Annotated in this window: 26 protein-coding genes; 8 read left to right on the top strand and 18 right to left on the bottom strand. The window is 58.8% G+C overall.

The genetic code is table 11. The annotated features are described in order from the left end of the window. The first annotated feature begins 26 nt into the window (after positions 1-26). Positions 27-626, top strand: a complete 600-nt coding sequence (locus tag ACERY3_RS07005; RefSeq protein WP_087822513.1) for an NAD(P)H-dependent oxidoreductase — start codon at positions 27-29, stop codon at positions 624-626. A gap of 129 nt (positions 627-755) precedes the next feature. Here the strand turns inward: ACERY3_RS07005 and ACERY3_RS07000 are convergent, their stop codons facing one another. Together ACERY3_RS07000 and ACERY3_RS06995 are read right to left on the bottom strand one after the other, a co-directional pair. Beyond that, positions 756-1,058 carry a hypothetical protein gene (locus tag ACERY3_RS07000; protein WP_232938128.1) on the bottom strand — a complete coding sequence of 101 codons (303 nt, stop codon included), beginning with the start codon at positions 1,056-1,058 and terminating at the stop codon, positions 756-758. A 43-nt stretch (positions 1,059-1,101) separates the two neighbouring features. Then, positions 1,102-1,578: a WbuC family cupin fold metalloprotein gene (locus ACERY3_RS06995; protein ID WP_033145441.1), complete on the bottom strand. Its 477-nt coding sequence runs from the start codon at positions 1,576-1,578 to the stop codon at positions 1,102-1,104. 265 nt (positions 1,579-1,843) lie between these two features. Here ACERY3_RS06995 and ACERY3_RS06990 point away from each other — a divergent pair, with 265 nt between their 5' ends. Then, entirely contained in the window at positions 1,844-2,314 is a 471-nt protein-coding gene (locus ACERY3_RS06990; protein ID WP_143347063.1) for a hypothetical protein, read from the top strand. Positions 2,315-2,361: 47 nt separating this feature from the next. Here ACERY3_RS06990 and ACERY3_RS06985 read toward each other — a convergent pair whose 3' ends face one another. Both ACERY3_RS06985 and ACERY3_RS06980 read right to left on the bottom strand, forming a co-directional pair. Then, complete coding sequence (locus tag ACERY3_RS06985; protein ID WP_064672436.1) at positions 2,362-3,285, bottom strand: LysR substrate-binding domain-containing protein; 924 nt, start codon at positions 3,283-3,285, stop codon at positions 2,362-2,364. 24 nt (positions 3,286-3,309) lie between these two features. Continuing rightward, positions 3,310-3,846 (bottom strand): MarR family winged helix-turn-helix transcriptional regulator, encoded by a 537-nt coding sequence (locus ACERY3_RS06980; RefSeq protein ID WP_373225333.1) that lies wholly within the window; start codon positions 3,844-3,846, stop codon positions 3,310-3,312. Between the two features lie 128 nt (positions 3,847-3,974). On the opposite strand from ACERY3_RS06980, the gene ACERY3_RS06975 reads away from it, so the two are divergent. The 3 genes from ACERY3_RS06975 to ACERY3_RS06965 all read left to right on the top strand — a co-directional run bounded on the left by ACERY3_RS06975 (position 3,975) and on the right by ACERY3_RS06965 (position 6,403). Next, positions 3,975-5,135, top strand: a complete 1,161-nt coding sequence (locus ACERY3_RS06975) for an MFS transporter (protein WP_373225331.1) — start codon at positions 3,975-3,977, stop codon at positions 5,133-5,135. An 82-nt stretch (positions 5,136-5,217) separates the two neighbouring features. Then, the gene (locus tag ACERY3_RS06970) at positions 5,218-5,655 is read left to right on the top strand and encodes a VOC family protein (protein WP_112778035.1); all 438 of its coding nucleotides are present in this window, start codon (positions 5,218-5,220) and stop codon (positions 5,653-5,655) included. A 241-nt stretch (positions 5,656-5,896) separates the two neighbouring features. Further along, a complete protein-coding gene (locus ACERY3_RS06965; RefSeq protein ID WP_058840671.1) occupies positions 5,897-6,403 on the top strand; it encodes an ATP-binding protein in 507 nt (168 codons plus the stop codon). 166 nt (positions 6,404-6,569) lie between these two features. Here ACERY3_RS06965 and ACERY3_RS06960 read toward each other — a convergent pair whose 3' ends face one another. Beyond that, on the bottom strand, positions 6,570-7,052 hold the full coding sequence (locus tag ACERY3_RS06960; RefSeq protein ID WP_058840672.1) for a glutathione peroxidase: 483 nt from the start codon (positions 7,050-7,052) through the stop codon (positions 6,570-6,572). Between the two features lie 137 nt (positions 7,053-7,189). Between ACERY3_RS06960 and ACERY3_RS06955 the strand changes: the two genes are divergently transcribed. Continuing rightward, a complete protein-coding gene (locus ACERY3_RS06955) occupies positions 7,190-8,461 on the top strand; it encodes a serine hydrolase (RefSeq protein ID WP_058840673.1) in 1,272 nt (423 codons plus the stop codon). Here ACERY3_RS06955 and paaY read toward each other — a convergent pair. From paaY to paaA, 13 genes are all read right to left on the bottom strand, one after another. Further along, the gene (gene paaY / locus ACERY3_RS06950; protein ID WP_182932053.1) at positions 8,370-8,966 is read right to left on the bottom strand and encodes a phenylacetic acid degradation protein PaaY; all 597 of its coding nucleotides are present in this window, start codon (positions 8,964-8,966) and stop codon (positions 8,370-8,372) included. The genes ACERY3_RS06955 and paaY overlap by 92 nt on opposite strands. 9 nt (positions 8,967-8,975) lie before the next feature. After that, positions 8,976-9,911: a phenylacetic acid degradation operon negative regulatory protein PaaX gene (gene paaX / locus ACERY3_RS06945; RefSeq protein ID WP_033145431.1), complete on the bottom strand. Its 936-nt coding sequence runs from the start codon at positions 9,909-9,911 to the stop codon at positions 8,976-8,978. A gap of 135 nt (positions 9,912-10,046) precedes the next feature. Further along, a complete protein-coding gene (gene paaK / locus ACERY3_RS06940) occupies positions 10,047-11,363 on the bottom strand; it encodes a phenylacetate--CoA ligase PaaK (RefSeq protein WP_045888536.1) in 1,317 nt (438 codons plus the stop codon). 27 nt (positions 11,364-11,390) lie between these two features. Then, positions 11,391-12,596 carry a 3-oxoadipyl-CoA thiolase gene (gene pcaF, locus ACERY3_RS06935; protein WP_058840675.1) on the bottom strand — a complete coding sequence of 402 codons (1,206 nt, stop codon included), beginning with the start codon at positions 12,594-12,596 and terminating at the stop codon, positions 11,391-11,393. Beyond that, positions 12,596-13,018, bottom strand: coding sequence for a hydroxyphenylacetyl-CoA thioesterase PaaI (paaI, locus tag ACERY3_RS06930; protein ID WP_039262613.1), 423 nt, complete (start codon positions 13,016-13,018; stop codon positions 12,596-12,598). Before paaI ends, pcaF begins: the two co-directional genes overlap by 1 nt. Further along, positions 13,008-14,432, bottom strand: a complete 1,425-nt coding sequence (gene paaH / locus ACERY3_RS06925) for a 3-hydroxyacyl-CoA dehydrogenase PaaH (RefSeq protein WP_058840676.1) — start codon at positions 14,430-14,432, stop codon at positions 13,008-13,010. The genes paaI and paaH overlap by 11 nt, the downstream gene beginning before the upstream one ends. Before the next feature lies 1 nt (position 14,433). Further along, positions 14,434-15,222, bottom strand: a complete 789-nt coding sequence (gene paaG / locus ACERY3_RS06920; RefSeq protein ID WP_139153152.1) for a 2-(1,2-epoxy-1,2-dihydrophenyl)acetyl-CoA isomerase PaaG — start codon at positions 15,220-15,222, stop codon at positions 14,434-14,436. After that, positions 15,222-15,989, bottom strand: a complete 768-nt coding sequence (gene paaF / locus ACERY3_RS06915) for a 2,3-dehydroadipyl-CoA hydratase PaaF (protein ID WP_058840677.1) — start codon at positions 15,987-15,989, stop codon at positions 15,222-15,224. Before paaF ends, paaG begins: the two co-directional genes overlap by 1 nt. After that, positions 15,986-17,056 (bottom strand): 1,2-phenylacetyl-CoA epoxidase subunit PaaE, encoded by a 1,071-nt coding sequence (paaE, locus tag ACERY3_RS06910; RefSeq protein WP_058840678.1) that lies wholly within the window; start codon positions 17,054-17,056, stop codon positions 15,986-15,988. Before paaE ends, paaF begins: the two co-directional genes overlap by 4 nt. Before the next feature lie 7 nt (positions 17,057-17,063). Continuing rightward, complete coding sequence (paaD, locus tag ACERY3_RS06905) at positions 17,064-17,561, bottom strand: 1,2-phenylacetyl-CoA epoxidase subunit PaaD (protein ID WP_058840679.1); 498 nt, start codon at positions 17,559-17,561, stop codon at positions 17,064-17,066. Between the two features lie 11 nt (positions 17,562-17,572). After that, complete coding sequence (gene paaC, locus ACERY3_RS06900) at positions 17,573-18,319, bottom strand: 1,2-phenylacetyl-CoA epoxidase subunit PaaC (RefSeq protein WP_058840680.1); 747 nt, start codon at positions 18,317-18,319, stop codon at positions 17,573-17,575. Between the two features lie 8 nt (positions 18,320-18,327). Further along, complete coding sequence (gene paaB / locus ACERY3_RS06895; protein ID WP_003857353.1) at positions 18,328-18,615, bottom strand: 1,2-phenylacetyl-CoA epoxidase subunit PaaB; 288 nt, start codon at positions 18,613-18,615, stop codon at positions 18,328-18,330. Positions 18,616-18,626: 11 nt separating this feature from the next. After that, a complete protein-coding gene (gene paaA / locus ACERY3_RS06890) occupies positions 18,627-19,556 on the bottom strand; it encodes a 1,2-phenylacetyl-CoA epoxidase subunit PaaA (RefSeq protein ID WP_047061739.1) in 930 nt (309 codons plus the stop codon). A gap of 285 nt (positions 19,557-19,841) precedes the next feature. On the opposite strand from paaA, the gene paaZ reads away from it, so the two are divergent. Together paaZ and tynA are read left to right on the top strand one after the other, a co-directional pair. Then, positions 19,842-21,884, top strand: a complete 2,043-nt coding sequence (gene paaZ / locus ACERY3_RS06885; RefSeq protein WP_319875922.1) for a phenylacetic acid degradation bifunctional protein PaaZ — start codon at positions 19,842-19,844, stop codon at positions 21,882-21,884. Between the two features lie 317 nt (positions 21,885-22,201). Continuing rightward, on the top strand, positions 22,202-24,478 hold the full coding sequence (gene tynA / locus ACERY3_RS06880) for a primary-amine oxidase (RefSeq protein WP_373225329.1): 2,277 nt from the start codon (positions 22,202-22,204) through the stop codon (positions 24,476-24,478). The last annotated feature ends 51 nt before the right edge of the window (positions 24,479-24,529 follow it).

Here is a 24,529-nt window from a genome sequence, read left to right as displayed (position 1 = left end):
TCAGTTCTCACCCATTCGAGGTCGCTATGTCTGCTACAAATGCCATTAATAACGCACTGATCGTGACGGCTCATCCTGTCGACAATTCGTTATCCCATTCGCTGGCAGCCCGTATTGCCGGAAAATTACGCGAGCAAGGTACGCAGGTTGAGATTGCCGATCTGCATGCTGAAGGGTTTAATCCGGCGATGACCCGCGCCGATCTCGATTTGTATCACGGCGATCCGAGCGCCCTTCCCGACGATATTCTGCGCGAGCAGCAGCGCGTCGAGCGAGCGGATATGCTGGTGTTTGTCTTCCCCGTGTACTGGTGGTCGGTCCCCGCGCTGTTGAAAGGCTGGTTCGATCGCGTATTAACCCTGAACTGGGCGTATAAGGTCGCCGACGATGGCCGGATTGTGGGCAGCTTACGCGACGTTCCCGTCCGCCTGATTGCCACAGGCGGCAGCGATCTCACCGGATTCGACAAACACGGCTATTCGACGGCGATTCAGACGCAGATAATCGAAGGCGTGTTTGGCTTCTGCGGGTTGAAGAACGTTAAGCTCGATATCCTTTACCAGGCAGACACGGCGACGCCTGAGCAGGTTGAGGATTTCCTGCGGGGGCTAGAGAGCCTTAAATAATCCCGGCTATCCAGTCACAGCAAAGGCGCGCCTCCTTCGCCAGAAGGAAGCGCGTGTCTCGTTATCACCTACCACCGTCAGGGGCGATCTTTTAATCCTGCTGGATAACCGGAACTCTCTTTCCAGCGATTATTCAAAAAATAACGAGAAAAGGCCAATCGCCATCACTACGCTCATAATCACCTGAATCAGAATAATAAAAAAAGCGACCCCACCCAAGACTGTGATTTTTCGACGCAGAATGAAAGTAATGCCGGAAAGTACAGCGCTGAACAGAATGGCTTTGAGTACATAGGAAAGCGGCACCATTGCCGGGTGACCGGTATGCACTCCAGCAAGCCCAATGAGACCCAGCAGAAAACCTCCGCAGAATCCCCATCCCCAGAAAGTCATCGGTAAGCTCATCTGCCCCGCGACTAATCTTTTCAACATACGCACATCCTTTTTGTGATTATTTTTATCAAAATTCACCGGTTTACAGGGTAAAACCCCCGTCACCCACCTGCGCCTGGGCGTACCATTTCATCAGCTCCGCGCAACCGGGCGCGTTCTCAGCCGGTGACCATTGGGCGGTATCGTGCTCCGGAACAGGCTGATAGCCGCCGTGTTTTACCTCGAAAATGACGCCGCCTTTATCCAGCGACAGCACGGCATGCCAGGTACCGGCATCCATCTCCAGCACTTTGCAGTCTTCACCTAACACCACGCGCTGGGTCACGTTACCGCCGTCATCAAAATTCAACACCAGAAAGCGACCGCTCAGAGCCGTCAGCAGTTCAAACGTGTGCGGGTGGCGATGAGGGCGAACATAGGTCCCAGGCTCCATCGCGATAGCCAGGCGCTGCACCGGGTCGCTCAGCTCGGGATGTAAATTGCGGTGCGCGCGTAAGCGAGGAGAATTGGCAGCCTGCTCGCTTTGTTGCTGCAGGTCACTGAACGTAATTTGTTTCATATACACCTTTGTGAATGGAGTCAGCGGACGGCAACCCTTTAGCCGCACGACGTTATACCATTCTGGACGGTCGATGAGCGATGGCATTTGTGAAACAAATCGCTGCAGCGTGAGGATGCGCGCGATCGCCCCCAAAGCGCAACGTTGAGTAAAACTCACATTGATGCCCACTATTTATCGTTTTTAAAAAGTGACGCACCTGAAATACCATCCATTCACCCCTGGGATAGAAAAATAAATAATACTAAGCCTGTATGGAGCACCTATGACACTCGATGTTTTATTCCCTGTATTGAATATTATCTCGCCTCATAAATTTAGCGCCCAAACAAATGTGCATGAGTTGATAACGTTACTTTCAGCAGAAAAGGAAAGCTCAGAAGCGCTATCGCCCTTCATCCATCGACTGCATCTTTTGGCTTTCGCCCAAAGCAATCCGGGTAACGCCGAAGAGTTGCTCTCAGCGCATTTACCAAAAGAGGATGGGATCCTTCCGCTGCTGGACTTTGCGGACTGGCCAAAGGTGCGTTACGCCGCGTCAGGCGAAGCTCAGACGCGTGAATCGCAGGAGTATTTCCGTGATATGACCTCGGCTGCCAATCTGTTACGCACTGCGCTGATCGACGCCGAGCGAGCAAAGGGAACGCCTGCGCTTTATATTCTGGATAAATTACTCAACCTGAACAGCGCCCTGCCGGAGCGATATAAACAGATGGCGAATATTCCCTACGCATAAATATGTTCTATATGCGGAATATCCTTCACTAAATATTCCGCTATTTATTAAACCCGATTTTCATTGTAATCAAGACAGACGATATCCAACGAAGGCAGTACCGGCGCATTAAGGTTAAGCCACGCCAGCAACCGTTCAATACTCTGTCTTCTGAGCGAATTTTTCGGCCAGACGAGGTAGTAGCCATCGCCGGTTGCGATAGCTTCCCTGAAGGGCAGCGCGAGCAGGCCGCTTTTCAGCGCGTCGAGCGTGAGGCGGAGGTCGGCCATCGCCACACCGTGACCGTGCATGGCGGCCAGGCTTCCCTGCTCCAGGGTGTCGAACACGATTCCACGACTCACGTCGAGCCCTGGGAATGACCCGGTTCTTTTCAGCCATCGCTTCCAGTCTCGTCTGTCCGGAGAGGGATGGATAAGCTCGCACTGCGCAAGCTGATGCCGGGCTGAATCAAGCAAGGACGGGGTACAAACCGGAATGAGCCATTCACTGAAGAGCAGCCTGCTTTCCGTAGACTCGCCGAAATAGCCATTACCGAGCAGGATCGCACAATCGTAGGGCTCACGGCTGAAGTCAACGGTGTCGAAGTCCATCCAGACGCTGGCAATTTCAATTTTTGGCTTAGCGTGGTTCTCGCGAAAGGATTTAAGCACATTCAGCAGCCACCGCATCGTCAGGGTGCTGGGGGCTTTGAGGCGCAGAAGGTGGTTTTCGCTTCTGAATGCGCGACAGGCCCACTCAATATTCGAGAAACTTTCGCTGAGCTGTCCGGCCAGAATACGTCCGGCATCACTGACCTCCACTCTCGGCCCCTGGCGTTTAAAGAGCTCACAGTCGAACCACTGCTCGAGCGTCCGGACATGCCTGCTGACCGCGCCCGGCGTGATATTCAGTGCTTCAGCCGCTTTGCTGAAGGAGTTCAGCCGCGCGGCAACTTCAAAAGCGCGCAGCGCATACAGTGGTGGTAAAGACATACATTCCCTTTCTGTGAGGTTTAGCTATGCAGTTTTTGTATTATCGGCACTCATTGACTTGTCGCTCAGGTCCTCAGACGGGAACGTCATCAGGAGCTCCCTGAGCAGGGACTCAAGCTGCGCGCGCTGCGCGTCAGACAAGTTGCTCAGCAGCGCATTTTGCGTTTGCGTATGGACGATCAGCGCCTGTTCGATGCGCTCCTGCCCGTGCGGTGTCAGGCTTACGAGGGTGCTGCGCTTGTCATCCGGATCGGCAATCCGCCTGATAAGCCCAAGCTGTTCGAGATGACCCAGCCGGTTCGTCATCGCCCCTGAGGTGACCAACAGCGATTTATAGAGCTGCGTGGGGGAAAGGCAGTACGGCTCACCGGCGCGGCGCAGCGTGGCGAGCACGTCAAACTCGCCCTCGCGAAAGCCAAACTGCGCCATCGCCTGCGCCCATTCTTTTCCCAGATGCTTCATCAGCCTGAGCATTCGGCCAAAAATTTTCATCGACGAGGCGTCCAGCTCCGGCATGGCGCGGCTCCACTGGCCGACAACGAAGTCTACGTGATCTTGCATTTTCACCCCTGAGGCGTGCGAATTTATCCTGTTGTGCGGTACATCTTACGCAAAAACATATTTTATCTTAACGTTAAGATAAATGCTCGTGCGATTTGCCCGGGCCATTCACAACCGAAAAGGACTCCATGTTGAAACGCACGTCGCCTTTACTCTTCGCCGTTATCGCTTTTATCGTCGGGCTGAACCTGCGCCCCATTCTGGCTTCTGTCGGACCGCTGTTTTCCGTGCTGCAGCGCGAAGCAGGGCTGACCGCTACGCAATTCAGCCTGCTAACCACCCTGCCGGTCGCGATGATGGGGCTTGCCGCCCTGTGTGGCCCCTGGCTTTTAGCCCGAGTCGGCGCCGTACGGGGAATTATGTTTGGGCTCTTTATCCTGCTTGCGGCCTGTTTGCTGCGCGGTTTTAGCGCCTCACCGGAGAGTCTTATGGGCACCGCGTTACTGGGCGGGGCCAGCATAGGCACGATCCAGGCGTTAATGCCTGCCCTGATAAAAAAGGAATATACGCAAACGGCCAGCACGGTGATGTCGCTTTTCAGCACGGGCATTATGGCCGGTGCGGCAGTCGCCGCCGCGAGCGCAGAGCCGTTGTTTTCATGGCTCACGCTGAAGCCCGCGCTGGCATTGGCCGGGCTGTTAGCGCTGCTGGCGCTGATACTGTGGTTAACGCTGGTTAAGCATCCTCAAGGGGAAAAAACAGCACGCGAAACCGTTACGCTCTCGTCCTCTCGCACAGGGCTACTGTTGCTCTTTTTCGGCGTGGGAACGGGCGCCTACACGCTGGTATTGGCCTGGCTGCCCCCGCTCTATATTCAGGCGGGATGGTCCGCACGCAGCAGCGGCTACATGCTGGCCTGGCTGACGTTAACCGAGGTTGTCGCCGGGTTTGCCGTCTCCGCGCTGATCGGTAAATTCACCGATCGTCGCGTGCCGCTGATTGCCGTTTTGCTGTTGCTGCTGGCAGGATTACTGTGTCTGGTCTTTGCGCCGGGTACGACGCCTGTATTATCCACGTTGCTGCTTGGCACCGGGATCGGCGCCCTCTTCCCGCTGTCGCTCATCGTCACGTTCGATCATGCGCGAACGCCCGCGCAGGCCGGGAAGTTGCTGTCTAAAGTTCAGGGTGGCGGATACACGATCGCCGCGCTTATGCCGTTAATTGCGGGGATCGTTCGCGACAGTTCGGTCTCGCTGACCAGCGCATGGCTGATCATGAGTGCGGGAGTCGTGCTGCTGATCGTTATCGCGCTGAATTTTAAACCCGTCGTGGACGTGCAGGCACGGTGAACGCGATACCAGATTTGAGAGTCGTATTTCCGCCGATCGTAAGATAAATTCAGGGTGAATTTCACCTCATTCAGGAGTGGATATGCCGCAGACGTTACCGGAAATTGATGTCTTGTTCGTCGCCGGGTTCGGGCCCATTTCGCGGGATACGGAGTCCAGCAGCGCGTTTTATGTTCAGACACTCGGCCTTCCGCTGAAGCCGATGGAGGGGAATACCGATTATCTGCTCACTGAGGAGGATCAGCTGGAAGGCGTGAAGCATTTCGCCGTCTGGCCGCTCGCACAGGCGGCTGCATCCTGTTTTGGAGAGGAAAAGTGGCCAGTTGAGCACCCGATACCGCAGGGATGGGTTGAGTACGAGGTACAGGATCTGGACTCGGCTACACGCGTTCTGAGCGAAAAAGGCTATCGGCTGCTGGTGGCTAACCGTTTGGAACCGTGGGGGCAAACCGTCACTCGCCTGCTCAGCCCGGAAGGCTTGCTTACCGGGCTGACGATTACGCCGTGGCTGCGGGGGTAATGGGTTTGGAAAGCAGCATAGTAGGGGGAAACGCCTGCTTTGAGCGAACAGTGGGCGTACCCTTATGCTATTTTCACCAACGGTGTGAGTCTTTTTCTGTTAAGTTGAATGACGATGAAAACACACTCAGTCCTAACCTATTCAATGATTATTATCACCTGTCTGACTCAGGTGGGATAACGTTCGCCATTTTCCCGCCGGTAAGGCGGGCCTTACCGGTAACAATTCAGTGAGGTAAAGAATGGACACAAATGCAGTAACGACGCCTGAAAAACCTGTCTTGCACTTGTTATGTGGAAAAATTGCATCAGGAAAATCCACATTGTCAGCAAAATTAGGATCATCACCTGGGACTGTAATTGTCAGCGAGGATCGCTGGCTGGCTGCCCTCTTTACCAATGAAATGCAATCCATATCTGATTATGTGCAGTATTCATTAAGACTGAGAAATGCCATGAAGCCTCATCTGGTGTCACTACTCAAAGCTGGTTTATCAGTAGTTCTTGATTTCCCGGCAAACACACAAACAAATCGTGAATGGATGATGAGCATTATTAAGGAGTCAGGTGCCAGTAATCAGCTGCACTATCTGAAAGTTTCTGATGAAGTATGTAAATCCCGCTTGCGCGCCCGTAATGCAGAAGGCGTGCATGAATTTTCTGCCTCAGACCAACAATTTGACATCATAACGCGCTATTTCGAAGAGCCAACAGCTGATGAAGGGTTTGATATTACCGAATACTGCTAAATTTACCTTCCTGCACAAAAGCCGCCAGTTGGCGGCTTCTTTATTTTCCATCTCATACGCTTATAAAAGGGTACTACAGCGAACTAAAAGTCCGCTCCTGGCACAAAGTGGACATCGGGTATTCCGGAAGTGCCCGACTCATGGTTAATTCCATTCACCAAAACGCTCACCTCCCCAAAGCCTCCACAATCGCCCTCTCCATTTTCTCTGGCGTCGTCATCGGAGCAAAACGCGTGAGTGGTTTACCGTCGCGGCCGATCAGAAACTTAGTAAAGTTCCACTTGATCCGCCCTCCCAGCACGCCGGGCAATTCGTTTTTCAGATAACGAAACAGCGGGTGCGCTGCGTTACCGTTAACTTCTACCTTCTCAAACATCGGGAAGCTCACGCCGTAGTTGATGTGACAGGTTTCCGAGATTTCGTCGGCGCCGCCGGGTTCCTGTTTACCGAACTGGTTGCAGGGGAAGCCCAGCACTACTAGTCCTCGATCGGCGTATTTCTTGTATAGCGCTTCAAGGCCAGCATATTGCGGCGTAAAGCCACACTGGCTGGCGGTATTGACGACCAAAACCACCTTTCCCGCATAGTCGGCCATTGAGATAGGGCGGCCATCCAGGCGGGTGGCGGTAAGTTGATAAAAGCGAGTCATACTGAAATCCCTCAAGGCTGGCCGAAAAGTCACGGTGACCATCAACAGGGCCGCCGCCGTTTAGAAAGTTTACATTCAGGCAGGCTATTTGTGATACATTCCTGGCGCGCCAATGACCACCACACTCGCTATCAGGTATGCAGAACATAACAAAAAAAATTCGCTGGCTTCTGCTTACTCTCCCACTCCTCAGCGGTTGTGGCACGCTCTCACAGATGTCCTCCCCGGAAGGTACTCAGGAACTTCTCACCCATGATTCGCTGGATGGCGACGTTGACAGCGTGGTGCGTCACTACATGGCGCAAAAATCCGTTCCCGGGATGACGGTCGCGGTGATCCATAATCACGGCTCGCCGCAGTTTTACACCTGGGGCGTAACCGATGCGGTCAATCGCTATCCGGTCAGGCCCGACACCCTGTTTGCGCTCGGCTCGCTCAGCAAAGGGATCACGGCGGAAGTGGTGGCTTGTCTGGTGAATGAAGGGCAACTGAACTGGAACGATAACCTGGCAACATTGCTACCGCCGGGTACGCCGCTTAGCGCGGATGCACAAAAAATTACCCTGCTTGAACTGGTAACCCACACCTCCGGCCTGCCGCGTCAGAATATGGATGTTCCGATGCTTGGAAAATTCATCGGCTATTTAAGCACCGGCGAAAATTTCTATAGCGAGCTGGACAGCGATAACGTGCTGCGCTACCTCGCCGACTGGCAGGCCCCAAAGAATAAAGTGCCGCAATACTCCAATACCGGCTACGCCCTGATCGGCTATATCCTGAAGCACAAAACCGGCGAAGATATCCAGAGTTTAGCCTCGCGCTATATTTTCCGTCCGCTGCAAATGGCTAACAGCAGCTTTATTCCCCAGCAGCTAAAAGGATACCCGCAGCGTGCGCTCGGCCACGCGGGCGATCAGCCGAAATTTATCCCGCGCGGGCGGCTCACCCCAGACTGGCATTTTTCCAACAACATGGTGGCGGCAGCGAGCTTGTACAGCAACGCCGAAGATCTGGCGGCCTATGCACGCTATCACGTCTCGACGACCCACAGTCCCCTGCTGGACAATGTCTTTGCCGAAGTGAGAAATACCGATATTCAACGCCCTGACGGAGTGCAGGGTATTGCCTGGACCACCGACTTTATCGGTCTGGAAAAAATCACCTATCAGGTCGGCTATATCGGCGGCTACTCCAGCTTTATCGGCTATGACAAAGAAAAAGGCAATGCGGTGGTGGTGCTGCAAAATACCTTTAACTGGAGTAATTACATCGGCATCGCGCTGTTGATGGATATGGCGAAAAAAGACGGTCTGAGCCCTACACCGCCGACTTCGGCTTTAAGTTCTCATCAAACGCCAGCCGTTTCCGGTCAGGCTCAACGTCTCGCAGCGGCTCCACCTGGTGCATAGTTAGCTTGCAGCGCTCCACCAGCACCTGATACTCCCGCGTGCCCTGCTGCTTCCACGCCAGCTCCTGTTCGCTGAGTTCGCGAATCGCTTTGGCCGGGCTGCCGATAATCAAATGGTTGGCGGGCATCTCCGCTTTCGCCTTCACGAACGCCGCCGCGCCGACGATGCTGTTTTCACCGATAACCGCGCCGTCCATCACCACCGCGTTCATGCCCACCAGCGCATTGCGGCGGATCACGCAGCCGTGGAGAATGGCGCTGTGGCCGATATGCCCGTCCTCTTCCACCACCGTGTCCTGCTCCGGGAAGCCGTGCATCACGCAGTTGTCCTGAATGTTGGCACCGTCTTTCACCACGATACGGCCAAAATCACCGCGCAGGCTGGCGTTAGGACCGACGTAAACGCCTTTGCCCAGAATCACGTCGCCAATCAGCACCGCCGTCGGGTGAACATAGCTCTCGTCCGGCACGACCGGCGTCAGACCGTCAATTTGATAAACTGGCATCTTCACTCCTTATGCGCTTGTAAGACCACCAAAGCGTTGATAGTAGAGCGTGCCGGGCACGGGCAGCTCGCCCACGGAGGTTTCGCCCTTCTCGCTGACAAACGCCAGCGCCCCCGGCGCGACACGCTGATAGATGTTAATGCAGAGCTGTCGGGCGCTTTGCCCCGCCCAGTGCGCGGGCAGCAACTCTTCCGGCAGCAGCGGATCTTTCAGCACCACGCGACGATAAAAGTGAATCAGCAGCAGCTGGATCTGGAAACAGCGTTCCGGCGTCAGCTCCTCTGGCGCGGCCTCTTTCAACAGCGGCAGCAGCGGGCGGAATGAATCGATGAACGTCTCGTACATCGCGTTTTGCTCGGTTAACTGCCAGCACTCCTCCACCCGCGAACGCAGCGCGGCACGGGAGAGCGCCAGCGGCGAGTGGGCTTCAAAGAAAATTACGTTTTCCGCCACGCCGGCATCGTGTAGCAGAGACTGCACGTCCGCCAGATGCTGCGACGGCGAGGCCATCAGGCTCGGCGCCAGCGTGCCAAACCCCTGCCAGATCAGCTGTTTTTTGACGTCGGCAAGGGTGGTTTTATCCAGACCTTCGGAGAGCAGCAACAGCCATTTGCCGTCCCATGCGGGCAGTTCCGCACGGTAAATCTTATTCTCCGCGCGACGCGTCAGGCGAAGCCCCTTATCGCTCAGGCGGTAAAAGCTGCGACGTCCGATGCGGGAAACGTCCAGCCAGCCCTCTTTGTTGAGGCGAAACAGCGCGGTGCGCACGAAGCGCTCGCCAAACCCCATGCCTTCCAGCAGGGCGGCCAGGCTGCCGAGCCAAATCTCACCGCCGCGATGGGAAAGCGCGTCACCGTATAACGAGGAGATAAGCGAGGTCCCGCTGACGGGAACGGAGCTGACCGCGTGCTGGATAAAGGCGTCGAGTTTATTCATGTGATTCATTCTGTTGTTATTTTTGTCCTGGATGAATCATAGCATAGGATTCTGGGGTTTCCCCCTCACCCTAACCCTCTCCCAAAGGGAGAGGGAACTGTTTACACCCTCTCCCTTTGGGAGAGGGCCGGGGTGAGGGAAAACTTAGCCGTTGGCCGCAGCTTTACGCAAGTCAAACACCCGGCAGGCTTTGCCCTCCGAGCGCGGGATGCTGCCGCAGTTAACAATCATTACGTCGGTGGAAATCCCCACCATCGACTTAATGCGGTGGCGAAGCTGGTGGCACACCTGGCAACGCTGCTCGTGGGTCAGCGTGAGGCTACTCTCTTTCAGCTCGACCTTCACGGAAAGTGAATCAAGATGCCCGCGACGGTTCACCTCCAGCTGATAGTGCGGAGAAAGGTGTTCGAACTTCACGATCTCCTCTTCCAGCTGCGACGGGAAGACGTTGACGCCGCGGATGATCAGCATATCGTCACTGCGCCCGCTGATCCGGTCCATACGACGCATGCTGCGCGCGGTGGCCGGGAGCAGGCGCGTCAGGTCGCGGGTGCGGTAGCGGATCACCGGCAGCGCCTCTTTGGTCAGCGTGGTGAACAGCAGTTCGCCCTGCTGGCCGTCATCCAGCGGCGTGCCGTCGTTCGGGTTGACGATCTCCGGGTAGAAGTGATCTTCCCAGATGGTCGGGCCGTCGACGGTTTCGATACACTCCATCGCCACGCCCGGCCCCATCACCTCGGAGAGGCCATAAATGTCCAGCGCCGTAATGCCCAAGCGTTTTTCAATTTCGCGCCGCATGGCCTGCGTCCACGGCTCGGCGCCGAAGACGCCCACGCGCAGGGAACAGCCGCTGGCATCGCCGCCCATCTGGCGCTCCAGCTCCTCAATCAGGTTGAGGCAGTAGGACGGCGTTACCATGATCATATCCGGCTGGAAATCACGGATCAGCTGCGCCTGTTTCTCCGTCTGGCCGCCGGACATCGGGATCACCGTCGCGCCTAAACGCTCTGCGCCGTAGTGCGCCCCCAGCCCCCCGGTAAACAGGCCGTAGCCATACGCCACGTGAATTTTGTCCTTCGCGCTGCCGCCCGCGGCGCGCAGGGAGCGGGCCACCAGATTGGCCCAGTTGTCGATGTCGCCCTGCGTGTAGCCGACAACGGTCGGTTTGCCGGTGGTGCCGGATGACGCGTGAATACGCACCACCTGCTCCATCGGCACGGCAAAGGTATCGAACGGATAGTTATCCCGCAGGTCCTGCTTGGTGGTGCACGGGAATTTACGGATATCCGCCAGCTCGTTGAAATCGTCAGGGTGAACGCCCGCCGCGTCAAACTTGCGTTTGTACATCGGCACGTTGTTGTAGGCGTGATGCAGCGTCCATTTCAGACGCTCGGTCTGCAGCGCCTGTAGCTCGTCAAGGGAGGCCGTTTCAATCGGATCAAGCTTTGTTGTATTTGTCATTGTAGGGTACTCACATTGTTTTTATGCTCAAACACGCTCAAGGATCATGGCAATGCCCTGACCCACACCGATGCACATCGTACACAGCGCGTAGCGCCCGCCGCGTCGGTGCAGTTCATTGCTCGCGGCCAGCGCCAGCCTGGCACCGCTCATCCCCAGCGGGTGGCCCAGCGCAATCGCGCCACCGTTCGGGTTAACGTGCGCGGCATCATCCGGCAGGCCCAGCTGACGCAGCACGCCCAGCGCCTGCGAGGCGAAAGCTTCGTTAAGCTCGACAATGTCCATATCGTTAATGCTGAGTCCTGCGCGTTCCAGCACCTTGCGGGTCGCCGGGACCGGGCCGAGCCCCATCAGACGTGGCTCCACGCCTGCCGTCGCCATCGCCACGATCCGCGTGCGCGGGACCAATCCCTGCGCCAGCGCCATCTTCTCGCTGGCGACGATCAGCGCCGCAGCGCCGTCGTTGACGCCGGAGGCATTCCCCGCAGTGACCACCCCGTTCTTACGGAACGGCGTTTTTAGCCCGGCGAGCTGTTCGAGCGTGGTGTCCGCGCGCGGATGTTCATCCAGGCTGAACTCAGTGACCGTCCCTTTTTTTCCCGGCACCGGTACCGACACAATCTCCTGCGCCAGAATGCCGTTCTGCTGAGCCTGCGCGGTACGCTGCTGGCTGCGCAGCGCGAACGCGTCCTGATCGGCACGGCTGATATTTAACAATTCAGCTACATTCTCTGCCGTTTCCGGCATACTGTCAGTTCCGAATTGCTGATGCATGAGCGGATTCACAAATCGCCAGCCGATAGTGGTATCAAAGATTTCCGCCTGACGCTGAAACGCGGCGGTGGCTTTGCCCATCACAAACGGCGCGCGCGACATCGACTCCACGCCGCCCGCAATCAGCAGCTCGCCATCGCCCGCCTTAATGGCGCGGGCAGCAAAACCAATCGCGTCCAGCCCCGATCCGCACAGGCGGTTAATGGTGGTTCCGGACACCGTCTGCGGCAGCCCGGCCAGCAGGGACGACATGCGCGCTACGTTGCGGTTATCTTCCCCCGCCTGGTTAGCGCAGCCGAAAATCACATCGTCGATCCGCTCGAGATCGAGCTGGGGATAGCGGGCCAGCAGCGCGCGCAGCGGCACGGCACCGAGATCGTCGGTCCGGACTGCGGCAAGCGCGCCGCCGTAGCGACCCACCGGGGTTCGAACGCCATCACAAATAAATGCGTCACGCATCAGGCCTCTCCTGTCACGCTGCCGCCGATGCGGTGAGATTTCCCGCGAAAAAGGGCGACGGTTTTCTGTTGTTGGTTCTGGATTTCAATGTCGTACACGCCGGTCAGCTTGCCCTGATGCATCACCCGCGCGGTGGCGGTGAGCGTGTCCCCGGCAAAGCCCGGACGCAGAAAATCAATCGAGCAGCCTGAGGCTACCGCCGCCAGCCCCTGGCTGTTGCAGGCGTAGGCAAAGGCGGTGTCTGCCAGCGAAAAAAGCTGTCCGCCGTGGCAGGTTTGGTGGCCGTTAAGCATCTGCGGGGTGATGGTCATGGTCACCACCGCGTAGCCCTCGTCCATGGCGACAATGTCCATCCCCATCGCCTGCGCGCAGGCGTCCCGTTCGTACATCGCGCGGGCGTTATGCCAGGCGTTATGACTCATAGCTACTCTCCAGAAGCGCGCGCTGGCGCAGCAGTGAACAGGGGCGGTAGCGCTCTTCGCCGTAATGACGCTGCAGGTTCTCCAGCAGCGTCAGCAGGCGCTGCCAGCCCAGACGCTCGCCCCAGGCGATCGGCCCGCTCGGGTAGTTCACGCCCAGGCGCATAGCGGTATCGATGTCCTTCTCGCTGGCGACCCCTTTTTGCAGGGCATCCAGCGCTTCGTTGGCAATCATCGCCAGCGTGCGCCAGACCAGCAGGCCGGGATAATCGGCAATTTGCACCACCCGGTTACCCTGCTGTTGCAGGTAGCGGATGGCCTTTTGCGTCGCGGTGTGCGGGTTGCTGGCGGCCGCCGCAATCACCGCCACGTCGCGCTCAATGCGGTCCACCACCACCACCGGGCCGTTGAGCCGCAGCGCCAGCGCCTGAGCGGTTTCGCCCTGCGTTTCAATCAGGTACACATCATCAATTTCGGTGACACCGTCACGTCTTCTTTCCACGCGCATCGGGCTGTAGCTGTCGTTCACGGCCGGCACCCACTGCACGGCGGGTTTGTCACCCTGCCAGTCGTAGACGCCCTTCCCGCTCTTTTTGCCCAGCCTTCCTGCCAGCACCAGCTCCTGCTGGACCAGAGAAGGCAGAAAACGACGCTCCTGCCAGAAGGCGTTAAACACCGAGCAGGTCACCGCAAAATTCACGTCCTGACCAATCATGTCGGTCAGCTCCAGCGGCCCCATCGGGAAACCGCCGCCGTCGCGCAGGGCGGCATCAATCACCTCCGGCGGCGCGACCTGCTCTTCCAGCGCGCGCCAGGCTTCGGAATAAAACGGACGCGCGACGCGGTTGACGATGAACCCCGGCGTTGACTGGCAGCGAACGGGCTGTTTGCCCCAGTTCAGCGCCAGCTCGCACAGCGCGTCGGCCACTTCCGGAGAGGTTGCCAGCCCGCTGACCACCTCCACCAGCTTCATCACCGGCGCCGGGTTGAAGAAGTGCAGCCCTGCGACCCGCTCCGGGTGGTGGACGTCCGCCGCAATCGCCGTAACGGAGATGGATGAGGTATTGCTGGTCAGCACCGTTTGCGGCGGGCAGATCTCAGCCAACTGAGCAAACAGCGCCTTTTTCACCTCCAGACGCTCGGAGGCCGCTTCTATAATCAGATCGGCCGCGGCGAGCGCCTCGATATCGGTGACCGGAAGCAGCCGGGCGAGGATCTGGCTCCCGGCATCGGCGGAGAGTTTTCCGCGCGTCACCCGGGAGGCCAGACGCTGGCGGATCCCGTCGATGGCCCGCGATATCGCGTCGCTGGAGATGTCGTAGATCAGCACCTGATGCCCATGGCTGGCCGCGACTTCGGCAATCCCTGCGCCCATCGTGCCGCTGCCAATCACGGCGACAGTCCGTATGTTCAGCATCTTATTTCCCCGTAAAGTTCGGCGCGCGCTTCGCCAGGAAGGCGCTGACGCCCTCGCGGTAGTCGTCGCTGCGCCCGGCCAGGCGCTGGTAGTCGCGCTCCAGATCGAGCTGGGCGTCCAGAGTGTTGGTTTCCGCGGCGTTGATTGCCTGCTTAATCAGCCCCAGCCCGAAGGTCGGTTGAGACGCAAAGTGCAGCGCCATCTGCTGCGCGGTAGTGGAGAGCTGTTCGTCATCCACTACCTGCCAGATCATCCCCCAGGCCTGCGCCTGTTCGGCGCTGAGCTTGTCGCCGAGCAGCGCCAGCCCCATAGCGCGGGCGCGTCCGGCCACGCGCGGCAGCAGCCAGGTGCCGCCGCAGTCCGGCACCAGGCCGAGCTTGCTGAAGGCCATCACGAAGTTGGCGGAACGCGCGGCGATCACCATATCGCACCCCAGCGCCAGCGTCGCACCCGCCCCCGCTGCTACGCCGTTAACCGCGCAAATCACCGGTTTCGGCAGCTTTGCCAGGCGGCGCACCAGCGGGTTATAGAAGGTTTCAACGGACATCCCCAGATCCGGCGCCGGGCCGTTGGGGTCGACGTTGCGGTCGTTCAGATCCTGACCGGCACAGAAGCCGCGACCCGCCCCCGTGATCAGCAGGCAGCGAACGATGTCATCCCGCTCGGCCTGTTTCAGGCACTCGGCAAGCTGCTGGTGCATCACGTCGTTAAAGCTGTTCAGACGCTCCGGACGGTTCAGCGTAATGGTCATTACGCCCTGCTCAACATGACTGAGAATAAATTCCACAATTAGCGTCCTTTAAAGTCGGGGGTGCGTTTTTGTAAGAAGGCGTCGATGCCCTCCCGGCGATCCTCGGTGGCAGAAAGCAGCGTAAACAGCTGACGCTCCTGGGCGAGTCCGGCCTGGAGCGGCACCTCCTGAGACTGGCGCAGCGCCTGTTTCGCCGCCTGCAGCGCCAGCGGAGAGTGGCGCGCCATCAGCGCCGCCTGCTTCAGGGCATACTCCAGCGTCAGCGCTGGCGGGAAAACGTCGCTCACCAGCCCCGCGCTCATCGCCTGCTGCGCGGAAATACTCTCGCCGGTCAGCACCATTTTGCTGGCAAGCGATTTACCGACGCAGCGGATAAGACGCTGGGTGCCGCCCGCGCCGGGCATAATGCCCAGCGTAATTTCCGGCAGGCCAAAGCGGGCGTTATCGCCAGCAATGACTACGTCGCACAGCAGCGCCAGCTCGCAGCCTGCGCCCAGCGCGAAGCCGTTCACGGCGGCAATCAGCGGTTTAGGAAAAGCGTTGATGCGCGCCCACAGCTGCGGGCGGATATCGTTCAGCGTGGCGGGCAGATCTTTCTCGGCCATTTCGTTGAGATCGGCCCCGGCGGCAAAGCAGCGCTCGCTGCCGTAAATCACGCAGACGGCGATGTCGGCATCTGCTGCGGCGTCCTCAAGCTGCTCGGCAATCTGGGTTAACAGCGCGTTATTGAGGGCGTTGCGCGCCGCCGGACGGTTTAGCGTCAGCTGCAGCACGCGGCCATGACGGGTAACAATCAGTTCGCTCATGCCATCCCCTTCGCGTCGAAGTCGACAACCACGTCGGCGGTTAACGGCAGCGACTGGCAGCTCAGCACGTACCCGGCGGCCAGCTCGTCCGGCTCCAGGCTGTAGTTGGTCGCCATGTCCACCTTCCCGCGCAGCACTTTGCATTTACAGGTGGCGCACACGCCGCCCTTGCAGGCATACGGAAGATCCGCCCCCTGACGCAGGGCGGCATCCAGGATGCTTTCGTCGTCCGCCGTCAGGGTGATTTCGCGGTCGCGCCCGTCCTGGCGCACGGTCACTTTCTGCCCTTCCGCCTGGACGTGCACCGCGCGTTTAGCGGTGGTCCCCGGGGTGTTAAAGCGCTCAAGATGAATGGATTTGTCCGGCATCCCCAGCGCCTTCAGCGTCGCTTCCGCGTCGTCCATCATCGCCGACGGGCCGCAGATAAATGCCTCGTCGTACTGGCGGAAGTTAATCAGGGTTTTCGCCAGCGCCTGCAGCTTTTCCCCGTCGATGCGGCCAAAGAGCAGATCGCTGTCCAGCCGCTCCTGGCTGAAGATGGAGACCAGCTGCAGCCGCTGCGTGTACTTGTCCTTCAGGTCCGCCAGCGCCTGGCGGAACATCATGCTCTGGCTACTGCGGTTGCCGTAGATCAGGGTGAACTGGCTATTGGGTTCGGTTGCCAGCGTCGCGGAGATAATCGCCAGCATCGGGGTGATCCCGGAGCCTGCCGCAATCGCCAGATAGAGGCCTTCACGTTCAGCCCGCGGCTGATAGCCAAACTGCCCCTGAGGCACCATCACCTCCAGAGCCATACCCGCTTTGATCTCATCCCGCGCATAGCGGGAAAAGCGCCCGCCGTCGATGGCTTTGACCGCCACGCTGATTTCGCCCGGGGCGGTACTCCGGCAGATGGAGTAGCAGCGGCGCAGCTCGTCCCCGTCAAGCTTCGTTTTTAACGTCAGGTGCTGGCCGGGGCGGAAGCGGTAGGCGTCCTGCAGCGCCTGCGGCACCGCGAACGTGATGGTCACCGCGTCGCGGGTTTCGGGTTCCACTTTTGCCACTGTTAATGAATGAAACGTTGTCATGGCAGCCTCAAATGCATTTGAAATAGTCGAAGGGCTCGCGGCAGGTGTTGCAGCGGTAGAGCGCTTTGCAGGCCGTCGAACCAAATTCACTGATAAGCGCGGTGTCGGTGCTGGCGCAGCGCGGGCAGCTCACCTCCACAGGCGCGTGCGCGTGGCAGCTATGCCCCACGGGCGGGCTGATGCCGTACGCCCGCAGGCGCTCGCGCGCGTCGGCGGTCATCCAGTCGGTGGTCCAGGCGGGTTCAAGCTGGAGCACAATGTGTACCGGGGTAAAGCCGTTCGCGGTCATCGCGTCGCGGATCGCCCCCAGCAGGTGCTCCGTTGCCGGGCAGCCCGAGTAGGTTGGCGTGAAGCCAATGACCCAGCCTTCCCCCTGCGCCTTCACGCTGCGCACCATGCCTAAATCGGTGATGGTTAATACCGGCACTTCCGGATCGGGGATCTGGCTTAACAGCGACCAGATCTGCGGGATTTGCGCGGGCGCGATGTCGACGAGGCGTTGCATAGCGTTCTCCTTTACCACTGCTGACCGGGATACGCGCGCTGGAGGTACTGCATTTCCGCCAGCATCGGGCCCAGATGTTCGGTATGCAGCCCCCTCTTGCCCCCGGTGCGGTACGCCACCTCTGCGGGACCCTGCAGGCAGGCTTCATTGAGACCGGCAAAGACTTCGCTTTCCCACGGCTGGCGCAGGACGCGCGGGTCAACCGCCACGCCGGCGTCAATCAGGGCCAGCTCGACGTCATCGGCTTCAAACAGCTCCGCCGTAAAACGCCACAGATTGTCGATGGCCTGCTGCATTTTTTGCGCGGACGTTTCGGTCCCGTCGCCCAGACGCACCAGCCAGCCGCGGCTGAAGCGCAGGTGGTAGCGCGCCTCTTTAATCGCTTTGGCGGCGATGGCCGCAAGCTGGCCGTCGCTGCTTTGAGTCAGCCGTTCGTACAGCGCCACGTTCCAGGCATCCATCAGGTACTGTCGGGCAATGGTGTCGGCGAAGCTGCCGTTCGGCTGCTCCACCAGCAGGACGTTGCGGAACTGGCGCTCGTCGCGGCCAAACGCCAGCGTGTCTTCATCGCCCTGGCCTTCCCGCTCCGCGGCATAGGTCAGGAAATTGCGCGCCTGGCCCAGCAGGTCGAGACCGATATTGGCGAGCGCGAGGTCAATTTCCAGCTCCGGCGCGTGGCCGCACCAGGCGCCGAGACGCTGGGAGAGCACCAGACCGTTATCGCCCAGACGCAGGGCATAGGCAGTCACTGAATTCATTCTTTGCCTCACATATGCTCGATGCCGTCAGGGATGGTGTAGAACGTCGGGTGGCGGTAAACCTTGCTTTCCGCCGGGTCGAAGAACTCACCGCTCTCTTCCGGCTGGGAGGCGACGATTTCGCTCGCCTTAACCACCCAGATAGAACACCCTTCGCTGCGGCGGGTGTAGGCGTCGCGCGCATTTTCCAGCGCCATGCGATCGTCGGCGGCATGCAGACTGCCCACGTGACGGTGGGATAACCCTTGTTTGCTGCGTACGAACACTTCGTACAGCGGCCAGTAGACGTTGCTCATGGTGATTCCTCTTAAGCCACTTTGCGGGCGTGTTGTTTTTCCGCGTGCGCCAGTGCGGCTTCGCGCACCCACGCCCCCTCTTCCCAGGCTTTACGTTTGGCGGCCAGGCGCTCGTGGTTACAGATGCCGCGCCCGCTAATGACCTCGTCAAACTCCTGCCAGTCGATCTCGCCGAAGCGATAATGACCGCTCTCTTCATCAAATCGCAGGTCGGGATCCGGCACCGTCATGCCCAGCATCTCCACCTGCGGCACCGTGTTGTCGACAAAGCGCTGGCGAAGTTCGTCATTGCCGAAGCGTTTGATTTTCCAGGCCAGGCTGCGGGCGCTGTTCGGCGAGTTGTCGTCGTTCGGCCCAAACATCATCAGCGCTGGCCACCAGAAGCGGTTGATGGCGTCCTGCAGCATCTGACGCTGGGCCTCGCTGCCCTGCGCCAGCGCCATGCAGGCCTCAAAGCCCTGGCGCTGGTGGAAGCTCTCTTCTTTACAGATTTTCACCATCGCGCGGGCATACGGACCGTAGGAGGTCCGGCACAGCGCCACCTGGTTGACGATAGCGGCGCCGTCCACCAGCCAGCCGATCACGCCGATATCGGCCCAGCTCAGGGTCGGATAGTTGAAGATGGAGGAGTATTTCATCCTGCCGTCGAGCATTTTCTGGTAGATGTCTTCCCGCGCGCAGCCCAGCGTTTCCGCCGCGCTGTAGAGATAGAGCCCGTGCCCGGCTTCGTCCTGCACTTTCGCCAGCAGGATCGCTTTTCGGCGCAGCGTCGGCGCGCGGGCGATCCAGTTCCCCTCCGGCAGCATGCCGACAATTTCGGAGTGCGCATGCTGACCAATCTGGCGGATCAACGTCTTACGGTAGGCGTCAGGCATCCAGTCCTGAGGCTCAATCGCCGTCTCCTGCGCTATGCGCTGCTCAAACCGTTGTTCTTGCGTCACGTCATCACCTTTATGATTCGTTAGTTTGCAAATTAAGGCGTAATGTTGAATCACTTTGTTTTTTAAAAGTTACACACAGGTTAAATATAACCCCAAGAATTGTTTCCTGGTTTTGTGATGCTGCTCGCAAGGCTTTTGCATCAGGCCTTTCAGAAAGCGCCTTCAGGCAATGAGATTCATCCTGCCAGATCACAACGTTAACAATTCATTAAAAACTCAGCTTGATTTTTATGATTCACGATCAAACTATTAATGAGTAAATTACGTAACATTTGGAGATAAGCGATGCAGCAGTTAGCCAGCTTCTTATCCGGTACCTGGCAGTCTGGCCGGGGCCGCGAGCGCACTATTCATCACGCCATCAGTGGCGAAGCCCTGTGGAGCGTGACCAGCGAAGGGCTGGACATGGCGGCCGCCCGTCGCTATGCGATTGAGCGCGGCGGGGAAGCGCTTCACGAGATGACCTTTATCGAACGTGCTGCCATGCTGAAGGCGGTGGCAAAGCACCTGCTGAGCGAGAAAGAGACGTTTTATGCCCTGTCGGCCCAGACGGGCGCGACTAAGGCAGACAGCTGGGTGGATATTGAAGGCGGCATCGGCACCCTCTTCACTTACGCCAGCCTGGGCAGCCGCGAGCTGCCGGATGACACCCTGTGGCCGGAAGATGAGTTAATCCCGCTGTCGAAAGAAGGCGGCTTTGCGGCGCGCCACGTCCTCACCTCCAAATCCGGCGTGGCGGTGCACATCAACGCCTTTAACTTCCCCTGCTGGGGGATGCTGGAAAAGCTGGCGCCGACCTGGCTTGCCGGGATGCCCGCCATCATCAAACCCGCTACCGCTACCGCGCAGGTGACGCAGGCGATGGTGAAATCCATCGTCGACAGCGGACTGGTGCCGGACGGCGCCATCAGCCTGATCTGCGGCGGCGCGGGGGATCTTCTCGACCAGCTCGACAGCCAGGACGTGGTGACCTTTACCGGCTCCGCCAGCACCGGGCAAAGCCTGCGCGTGCACCCGAATATCGTGGCGAATTCGATTCCGTTCACCATGGAGGCCGACTCCCTGAACTGCTGCGTGCTGGGGGAAGACGTTACGCCAGACCAGCCGGAGTTTGCGCTGTTCGTCCGGGAAGTGGTCCGCGAGATGACCGCTAAGGCCGGGCAAAAATGTACGGCCATTCGCCGGATTATCGTCCCGCAAAACCAGATTGACGCGGTGAGCCAGGCGCTGATTGCCCGCCTGGAAAAAGTGGTGGTGGGCGACCCGGCGCAGGAAGGGGTGAAGATGGGGGCGCTGGTCAACGCCGAACAGCGCGCGGACGTGCAGGAAAAGGTGGAGCAACTGATCGCTGCAGGCTGCCAGATCCGTCTGGGCGGCAAAGCGGATTTGCAGGCCGCGGGCGCGTTCTTCCCGCCGACCCTGCTGTTCTGCCCGCAGCCGGATGAAACCCCGGCGGTGCACTCAACCGAAGCCTTCGGCCCGGTTGCGACGCTGATGCCGTATCGCAACGCGCGCCACGCGATGCAGCTTGCCCGCGCGGGCGGCGGCAGCCTGGCGGGTACGCTGGTTACCGCAGACCTGGCCATTGCCCGCCAGTTTATTGCCGGCGCGGCGCGCGCCCACGGGCGCATTCAGATCCTTAACGAGGAATCATCAAAAGAGTCTACCGGCCACGGCTCCCCGCTGCCTCAGCTGGTGCACGGCGGCCCGGGCCGCGCGGGCGGCGGCGAAGAGCTGGGCGGCCTGCGCGCGGTGAAGCACTACCTGCAGCGCACGGCGATTCAGGGCAGCCCGACGATGCTGGCCGCCATTGGCAAACAGTGGGTGCGTGGCGCAGCGGTGCAGGAAGATCGCGTGCATCCGTTCCGCAAATACTTCGAGGAGCTGCAGCCGGGCGACAGCCTGCTGACGCCGCGCCGCACCCTCACGGAAGCCGACATCGTGAACTTTGCCTGCCTGAGCGGGGACCACTTCTACGCCCATATGGACAAGATCGGCGCGGCGGAGTCGATCTTCGGCGAGCGCGTGGTGCACGGCTACTTCCTGATCTCCGCCGCTGCGGGACTGTTTGTTGATGCGGGCGTCGGGCCGGTTATTGCCAACTACGGCATGGAAAACCTGCGCTTTATCGAGCCGGTTAAGCCGGGCGATACCATTCAGGTGCGCCTGACCTGCAAGCGTAAAACGCTGAAGAAACAGCGCACCGCCGAGGAAAAACCGACCGGCGTGGTGGAGTGGGCGGTTGAGATCTTCAACCAGCACCAGCAGGCCGTGGCGCTCTACTCCATCCTGACGCTGGTGGCGCGCCAGCAGGGCGATTTCAGCTAACGCCCCTCACCCTGACCCTCTCCCCAAAGGGGAGAGGGGATTGTTCTGCACCAGCATGTGATTTATCCCCGCTCTTTTTTTAACCTGGCAAGGCTGACAAATAATCTGGCAGATGCAGGCAAACGCTTTTCTCAGGCGCCTGTCAGGATAAGGCTGTCACAACACAATATCCCCTAAATAATTCGAGTTGCAGGAAGGCGGCAAGGGAACGAATCCCCGGGAGCGTACATAAGTACGTGACTGGGGTGAGTGAGTGCAGCCAACGCACCTGCAACTTGAAGTATGACGGGTATAAACACAACAAGATGAGGTCTACGATGGGAAGCAATTCTTCTTTTTCTGCCCGTAGAACGGCGCTGGCCATGGCCGTTGCGCTGTGTTGCGTCTGGCAATCCCCTGTTTTCGCCCACGGCAGTGAGGCGCATATGGTCCCGATGGCCAAAACGCTGCAGGACTTTGGCGCGGACGTTCAGTGGGATGATTACGCACAGATGTTCACGATTGCGAAAGACGGTGCCTTTGTGAAGGTCAAACCGGGCGCTAAAACCGCCATCGTCAACGGTAAAACCCTCAGGCTTGAGGTGCCGGTGGTGATGAAAGGCAAGAAAGCCTTTATTTCCGATACCTTCATCAACGATGTTTTCCAGTCCGGCCTTGACCAGACCTTCCAGGTTGAAAAACGCCCTCACCCGTTAAACGCGCTAACGGCGGACGAAATTAAGCAGGCCGTTGAGATTGTGAAAGCCTCGGCGGACTTTAAGCCGAATACCCGCTTTACCCAGATCGCCCTGGCAGAGCCTGAGAAAGCCAAAGTGTGGGACTTTGTGCTTAACGGTACGGCAGTGGATGCCCCGCGTCAGGCGAAGATCGTCATGCTCGATGGCAAGCACGTTATCGAAAGCGTAGTGGACCTGAAGGATAAAAAAATCCTGCGCTGGGAACCGGTAAAAGACGCGCACGGCATGGTGCTGCTGGATGATTTCACCGCGGTTCAGCAGATCATCAACGAAAGCACCGAGTTCGCCGAGGTGCTTAAAAAACACGGCATCACCGATCCGAAAAAAGTGATTACCACGCCGCTGACCGTCGGCTATTTCGACGGTAAAGACGGCCTGAAGCAGGAAGATCGCCTGCTGAAGGTGGTGAGCTATCTGGACGTGGGCGACGGCAACTACTGGGCGCACCCGATTGAAAACCTGGTCGCGGTTGTCGATCTTGAGCAGAAAAAGATCCAGAAGATTGAAGAAGGCGCCGTTGTTCCGGTTCCCATGACCCCGCGCCCCTATGATGGCCGCGACCGCGTTGAAACGCCGAAAAAACCGCTCAACATCACTGAGCCGGAAGGCAAGAACTACACCATCACCGGCGATATGGTGCACTGGCAGAACTGGGATTTCCATCTGAGCCTGGACTCCCGCGTCGGTCCGATGATTTCAACCGTCACCTATAACGACAACGGCAAAAAGCGCCAGGTGATGTATCAGGGGTCACTCGGCGGCATGATCGTTCCTTATGGCGATCCGGACGTGGGCTGGTACTTTAAAGCCTATCTCGACTCCGGCGACTACGGTATGGGCACCCTGACCTCACCGCTGGTGCGCGGTAAAGACGTGCCGTCCAACGCCGTGATGCTCAATGAAACTATCCCGGATTACACCGGCGCGCCGATGGAGATCCCGCGCGCGATCGCCATTTTCGAACGCTACGCGGGGCCGGAATACAAACATCAGGAGATGGGCCAGCCGAACGTCAGCGCCGAGCGCCGCGAGCTGGTGGTGCGCTGGGTGAGTACCGTGGGCAACTACGATTACATCTTCGACTGGGTGTTCCATGAAAATGGCACCATCGGCATTGATGCCGGCGCGACGGGTATCGAAGCGGTGAAAGGCGTTCAGGCGAAAACCATGCACGATGCCACCGCCAAAGACGACACCAAATACGGCACGCTAATCGACCATAACATCGTGGGCACCACGCACCAGCACATCTACAACTTCCGTCTTGATATGGACGTGGACGGCATCAACAACAAGCTGGTGGCGATGGATCCGGAAGTGAAGCCGAATACCGCCGGGGGCCCGCGCACCAGCACCATGCAGATTAATCAGTACGATATTGATACCGAGCAGCAGGCGGCGCAGAAATTCGACCCGGGCACCATTCGGCTGCTGAGCAACACCAGTAAAGAGAACCGCATGGGCAACCCGGTCTCGTACCAGATTATCCCTTACGCGGGGGGTACGCACCCGGTGGCGACCGGCGCGAAATTTGCCCCGGACGAGTGGATTTATCATCGCCTGAGCTTTATGGACAAACAGCTCTGGGTGACCCGTTACCATCCGGATGAGCTCTACCCGGAAGGAAAATTCCCGAACCGCTCCGTACACGACACGGGCCTGGGGCAGTACAGCAAGGATAACGAGTCGCTGAGCGATCAGGATGACGTGGTCTGGATGACCACCGGCACCACCCACGTCGCCCGCGCGGAAGAGTGGCCGATTATGCCGACGGAATGGGTGCATACCCTGCTTAAACCGTGGAACTTCTTCGACGAGACGCCAACGCTCGGGAAAAAGAAAGACGAAAAGAAATAAATAACGTACCGGGCGCAATGCCCGGTTTTTCATCCATTTACTTGCTGAATA

Origin of the sequence: Enterobacter cloacae complex sp. ESBL7, assembly GCF_041679625.1 — a bacterium.
In the GTDB taxonomy this organism is placed as follows: domain Bacteria; phylum Pseudomonadota; class Gammaproteobacteria; order Enterobacterales; family Enterobacteriaceae; genus Enterobacter; species Enterobacter asburiae_B.
Note: the sequence above shows the minus strand (reverse complement) of the source record. Positions and strands in the feature narration are given on the sequence as shown.

Bases quoted from the DNA above. Each gene is read 5' to 3' on its own strand.
- ACERY3_RS07005 (WP_087822513.1), top strand. From the start codon at position 27: ATGTCTGCTACAAATGCCATTAATAACGCACTGATCGTGACGGCTCAT.
- ACERY3_RS07000 (WP_232938128.1), bottom strand. From the start codon at position 1,058: ATGTTGAAAAGATTAGTCGCGGGGCAGATGAGCTTACCGATGACTTTC.
- ACERY3_RS06995 (WP_033145441.1), bottom strand. From the start codon at position 1,578: ATGAAACAAATTACGTTCAGTGACCTGCAGCAACAAAGCGAGCAGGCT.
- ACERY3_RS06990 (WP_143347063.1), top strand. From the start codon at position 1,844: ATGACACTCGATGTTTTATTCCCTGTATTGAATATTATCTCGCCTCAT.
- ACERY3_RS06985 (WP_064672436.1), bottom strand. From the start codon at position 3,285: ATGTCTTTACCACCACTGTATGCGCTGCGCGCTTTTGAAGTTGCCGCG.
- ACERY3_RS06980 (WP_373225333.1), bottom strand. From the start codon at position 3,846: ATGCAAGATCACGTAGACTTCGTTGTCGGCCAGTGGAGCCGCGCCATG.
- ACERY3_RS06975 (WP_373225331.1), top strand. From the start codon at position 3,975: ATGTTGAAACGCACGTCGCCTTTACTCTTCGCCGTTATCGCTTTTATC.
- ACERY3_RS06970 (WP_112778035.1), top strand. From the start codon at position 5,218: ATGCCGCAGACGTTACCGGAAATTGATGTCTTGTTCGTCGCCGGGTTC.
- ACERY3_RS06965 (WP_058840671.1), top strand. From the start codon at position 5,897: ATGGACACAAATGCAGTAACGACGCCTGAAAAACCTGTCTTGCACTTG.
- ACERY3_RS06960 (WP_058840672.1), bottom strand. From the start codon at position 7,052: ATGACTCGCTTTTATCAACTTACCGCCACCCGCCTGGATGGCCGCCCT.
- ACERY3_RS06955 (WP_058840673.1), top strand. From the start codon at position 7,190: ATGCAGAACATAACAAAAAAAATTCGCTGGCTTCTGCTTACTCTCCCA.
- paaY (WP_182932053.1), bottom strand. From the start codon at position 8,966: ATGCCAGTTTATCAAATTGACGGTCTGACGCCGGTCGTGCCGGACGAG.
- paaX (WP_033145431.1), bottom strand. From the start codon at position 9,911: ATGAATCACATGAATAAACTCGACGCCTTTATCCAGCACGCGGTCAGC.
- paaK (WP_045888536.1), bottom strand. From the start codon at position 11,363: ATGACAAATACAACAAAGCTTGATCCGATTGAAACGGCCTCCCTTGAC.
- pcaF (WP_058840675.1), bottom strand. From the start codon at position 12,596: ATGCGTGACGCATTTATTTGTGATGGCGTTCGAACCCCGGTGGGTCGC.
- paaI (WP_039262613.1), bottom strand. From the start codon at position 13,018: ATGAGTCATAACGCCTGGCATAACGCCCGCGCGATGTACGAACGGGAC.
- paaH (WP_058840676.1), bottom strand. From the start codon at position 14,432: ATGCTGAACATACGGACTGTCGCCGTGATTGGCAGCGGCACGATGGGC.
- paaF (WP_058840677.1), bottom strand. From the start codon at position 15,989: ATGAGCGAACTGATTGTTACCCGTCATGGCCGCGTGCTGCAGCTGACG.
- paaE (WP_058840678.1), bottom strand. From the start codon at position 17,056: ATGACAACGTTTCATTCATTAACAGTGGCAAAAGTGGAACCCGAAACC.
- paaD (WP_058840679.1), bottom strand. From the start codon at position 17,561: ATGCAACGCCTCGTCGACATCGCGCCCGCGCAAATCCCGCAGATCTGG.
- paaC (WP_058840680.1), bottom strand. From the start codon at position 18,319: ATGAATTCAGTGACTGCCTATGCCCTGCGTCTGGGCGATAACGGTCTG.
- paaB (WP_003857353.1), bottom strand. From the start codon at position 18,615: ATGAGCAACGTCTACTGGCCGCTGTACGAAGTGTTCGTACGCAGCAAA.
- paaZ (WP_319875922.1), top strand. From the start codon at position 19,842: ATGCAGCAGTTAGCCAGCTTCTTATCCGGTACCTGGCAGTCTGGCCGG.
- tynA (WP_373225329.1), top strand. From the start codon at position 22,202: ATGGGAAGCAATTCTTCTTTTTCTGCCCGTAGAACGGCGCTGGCCATG.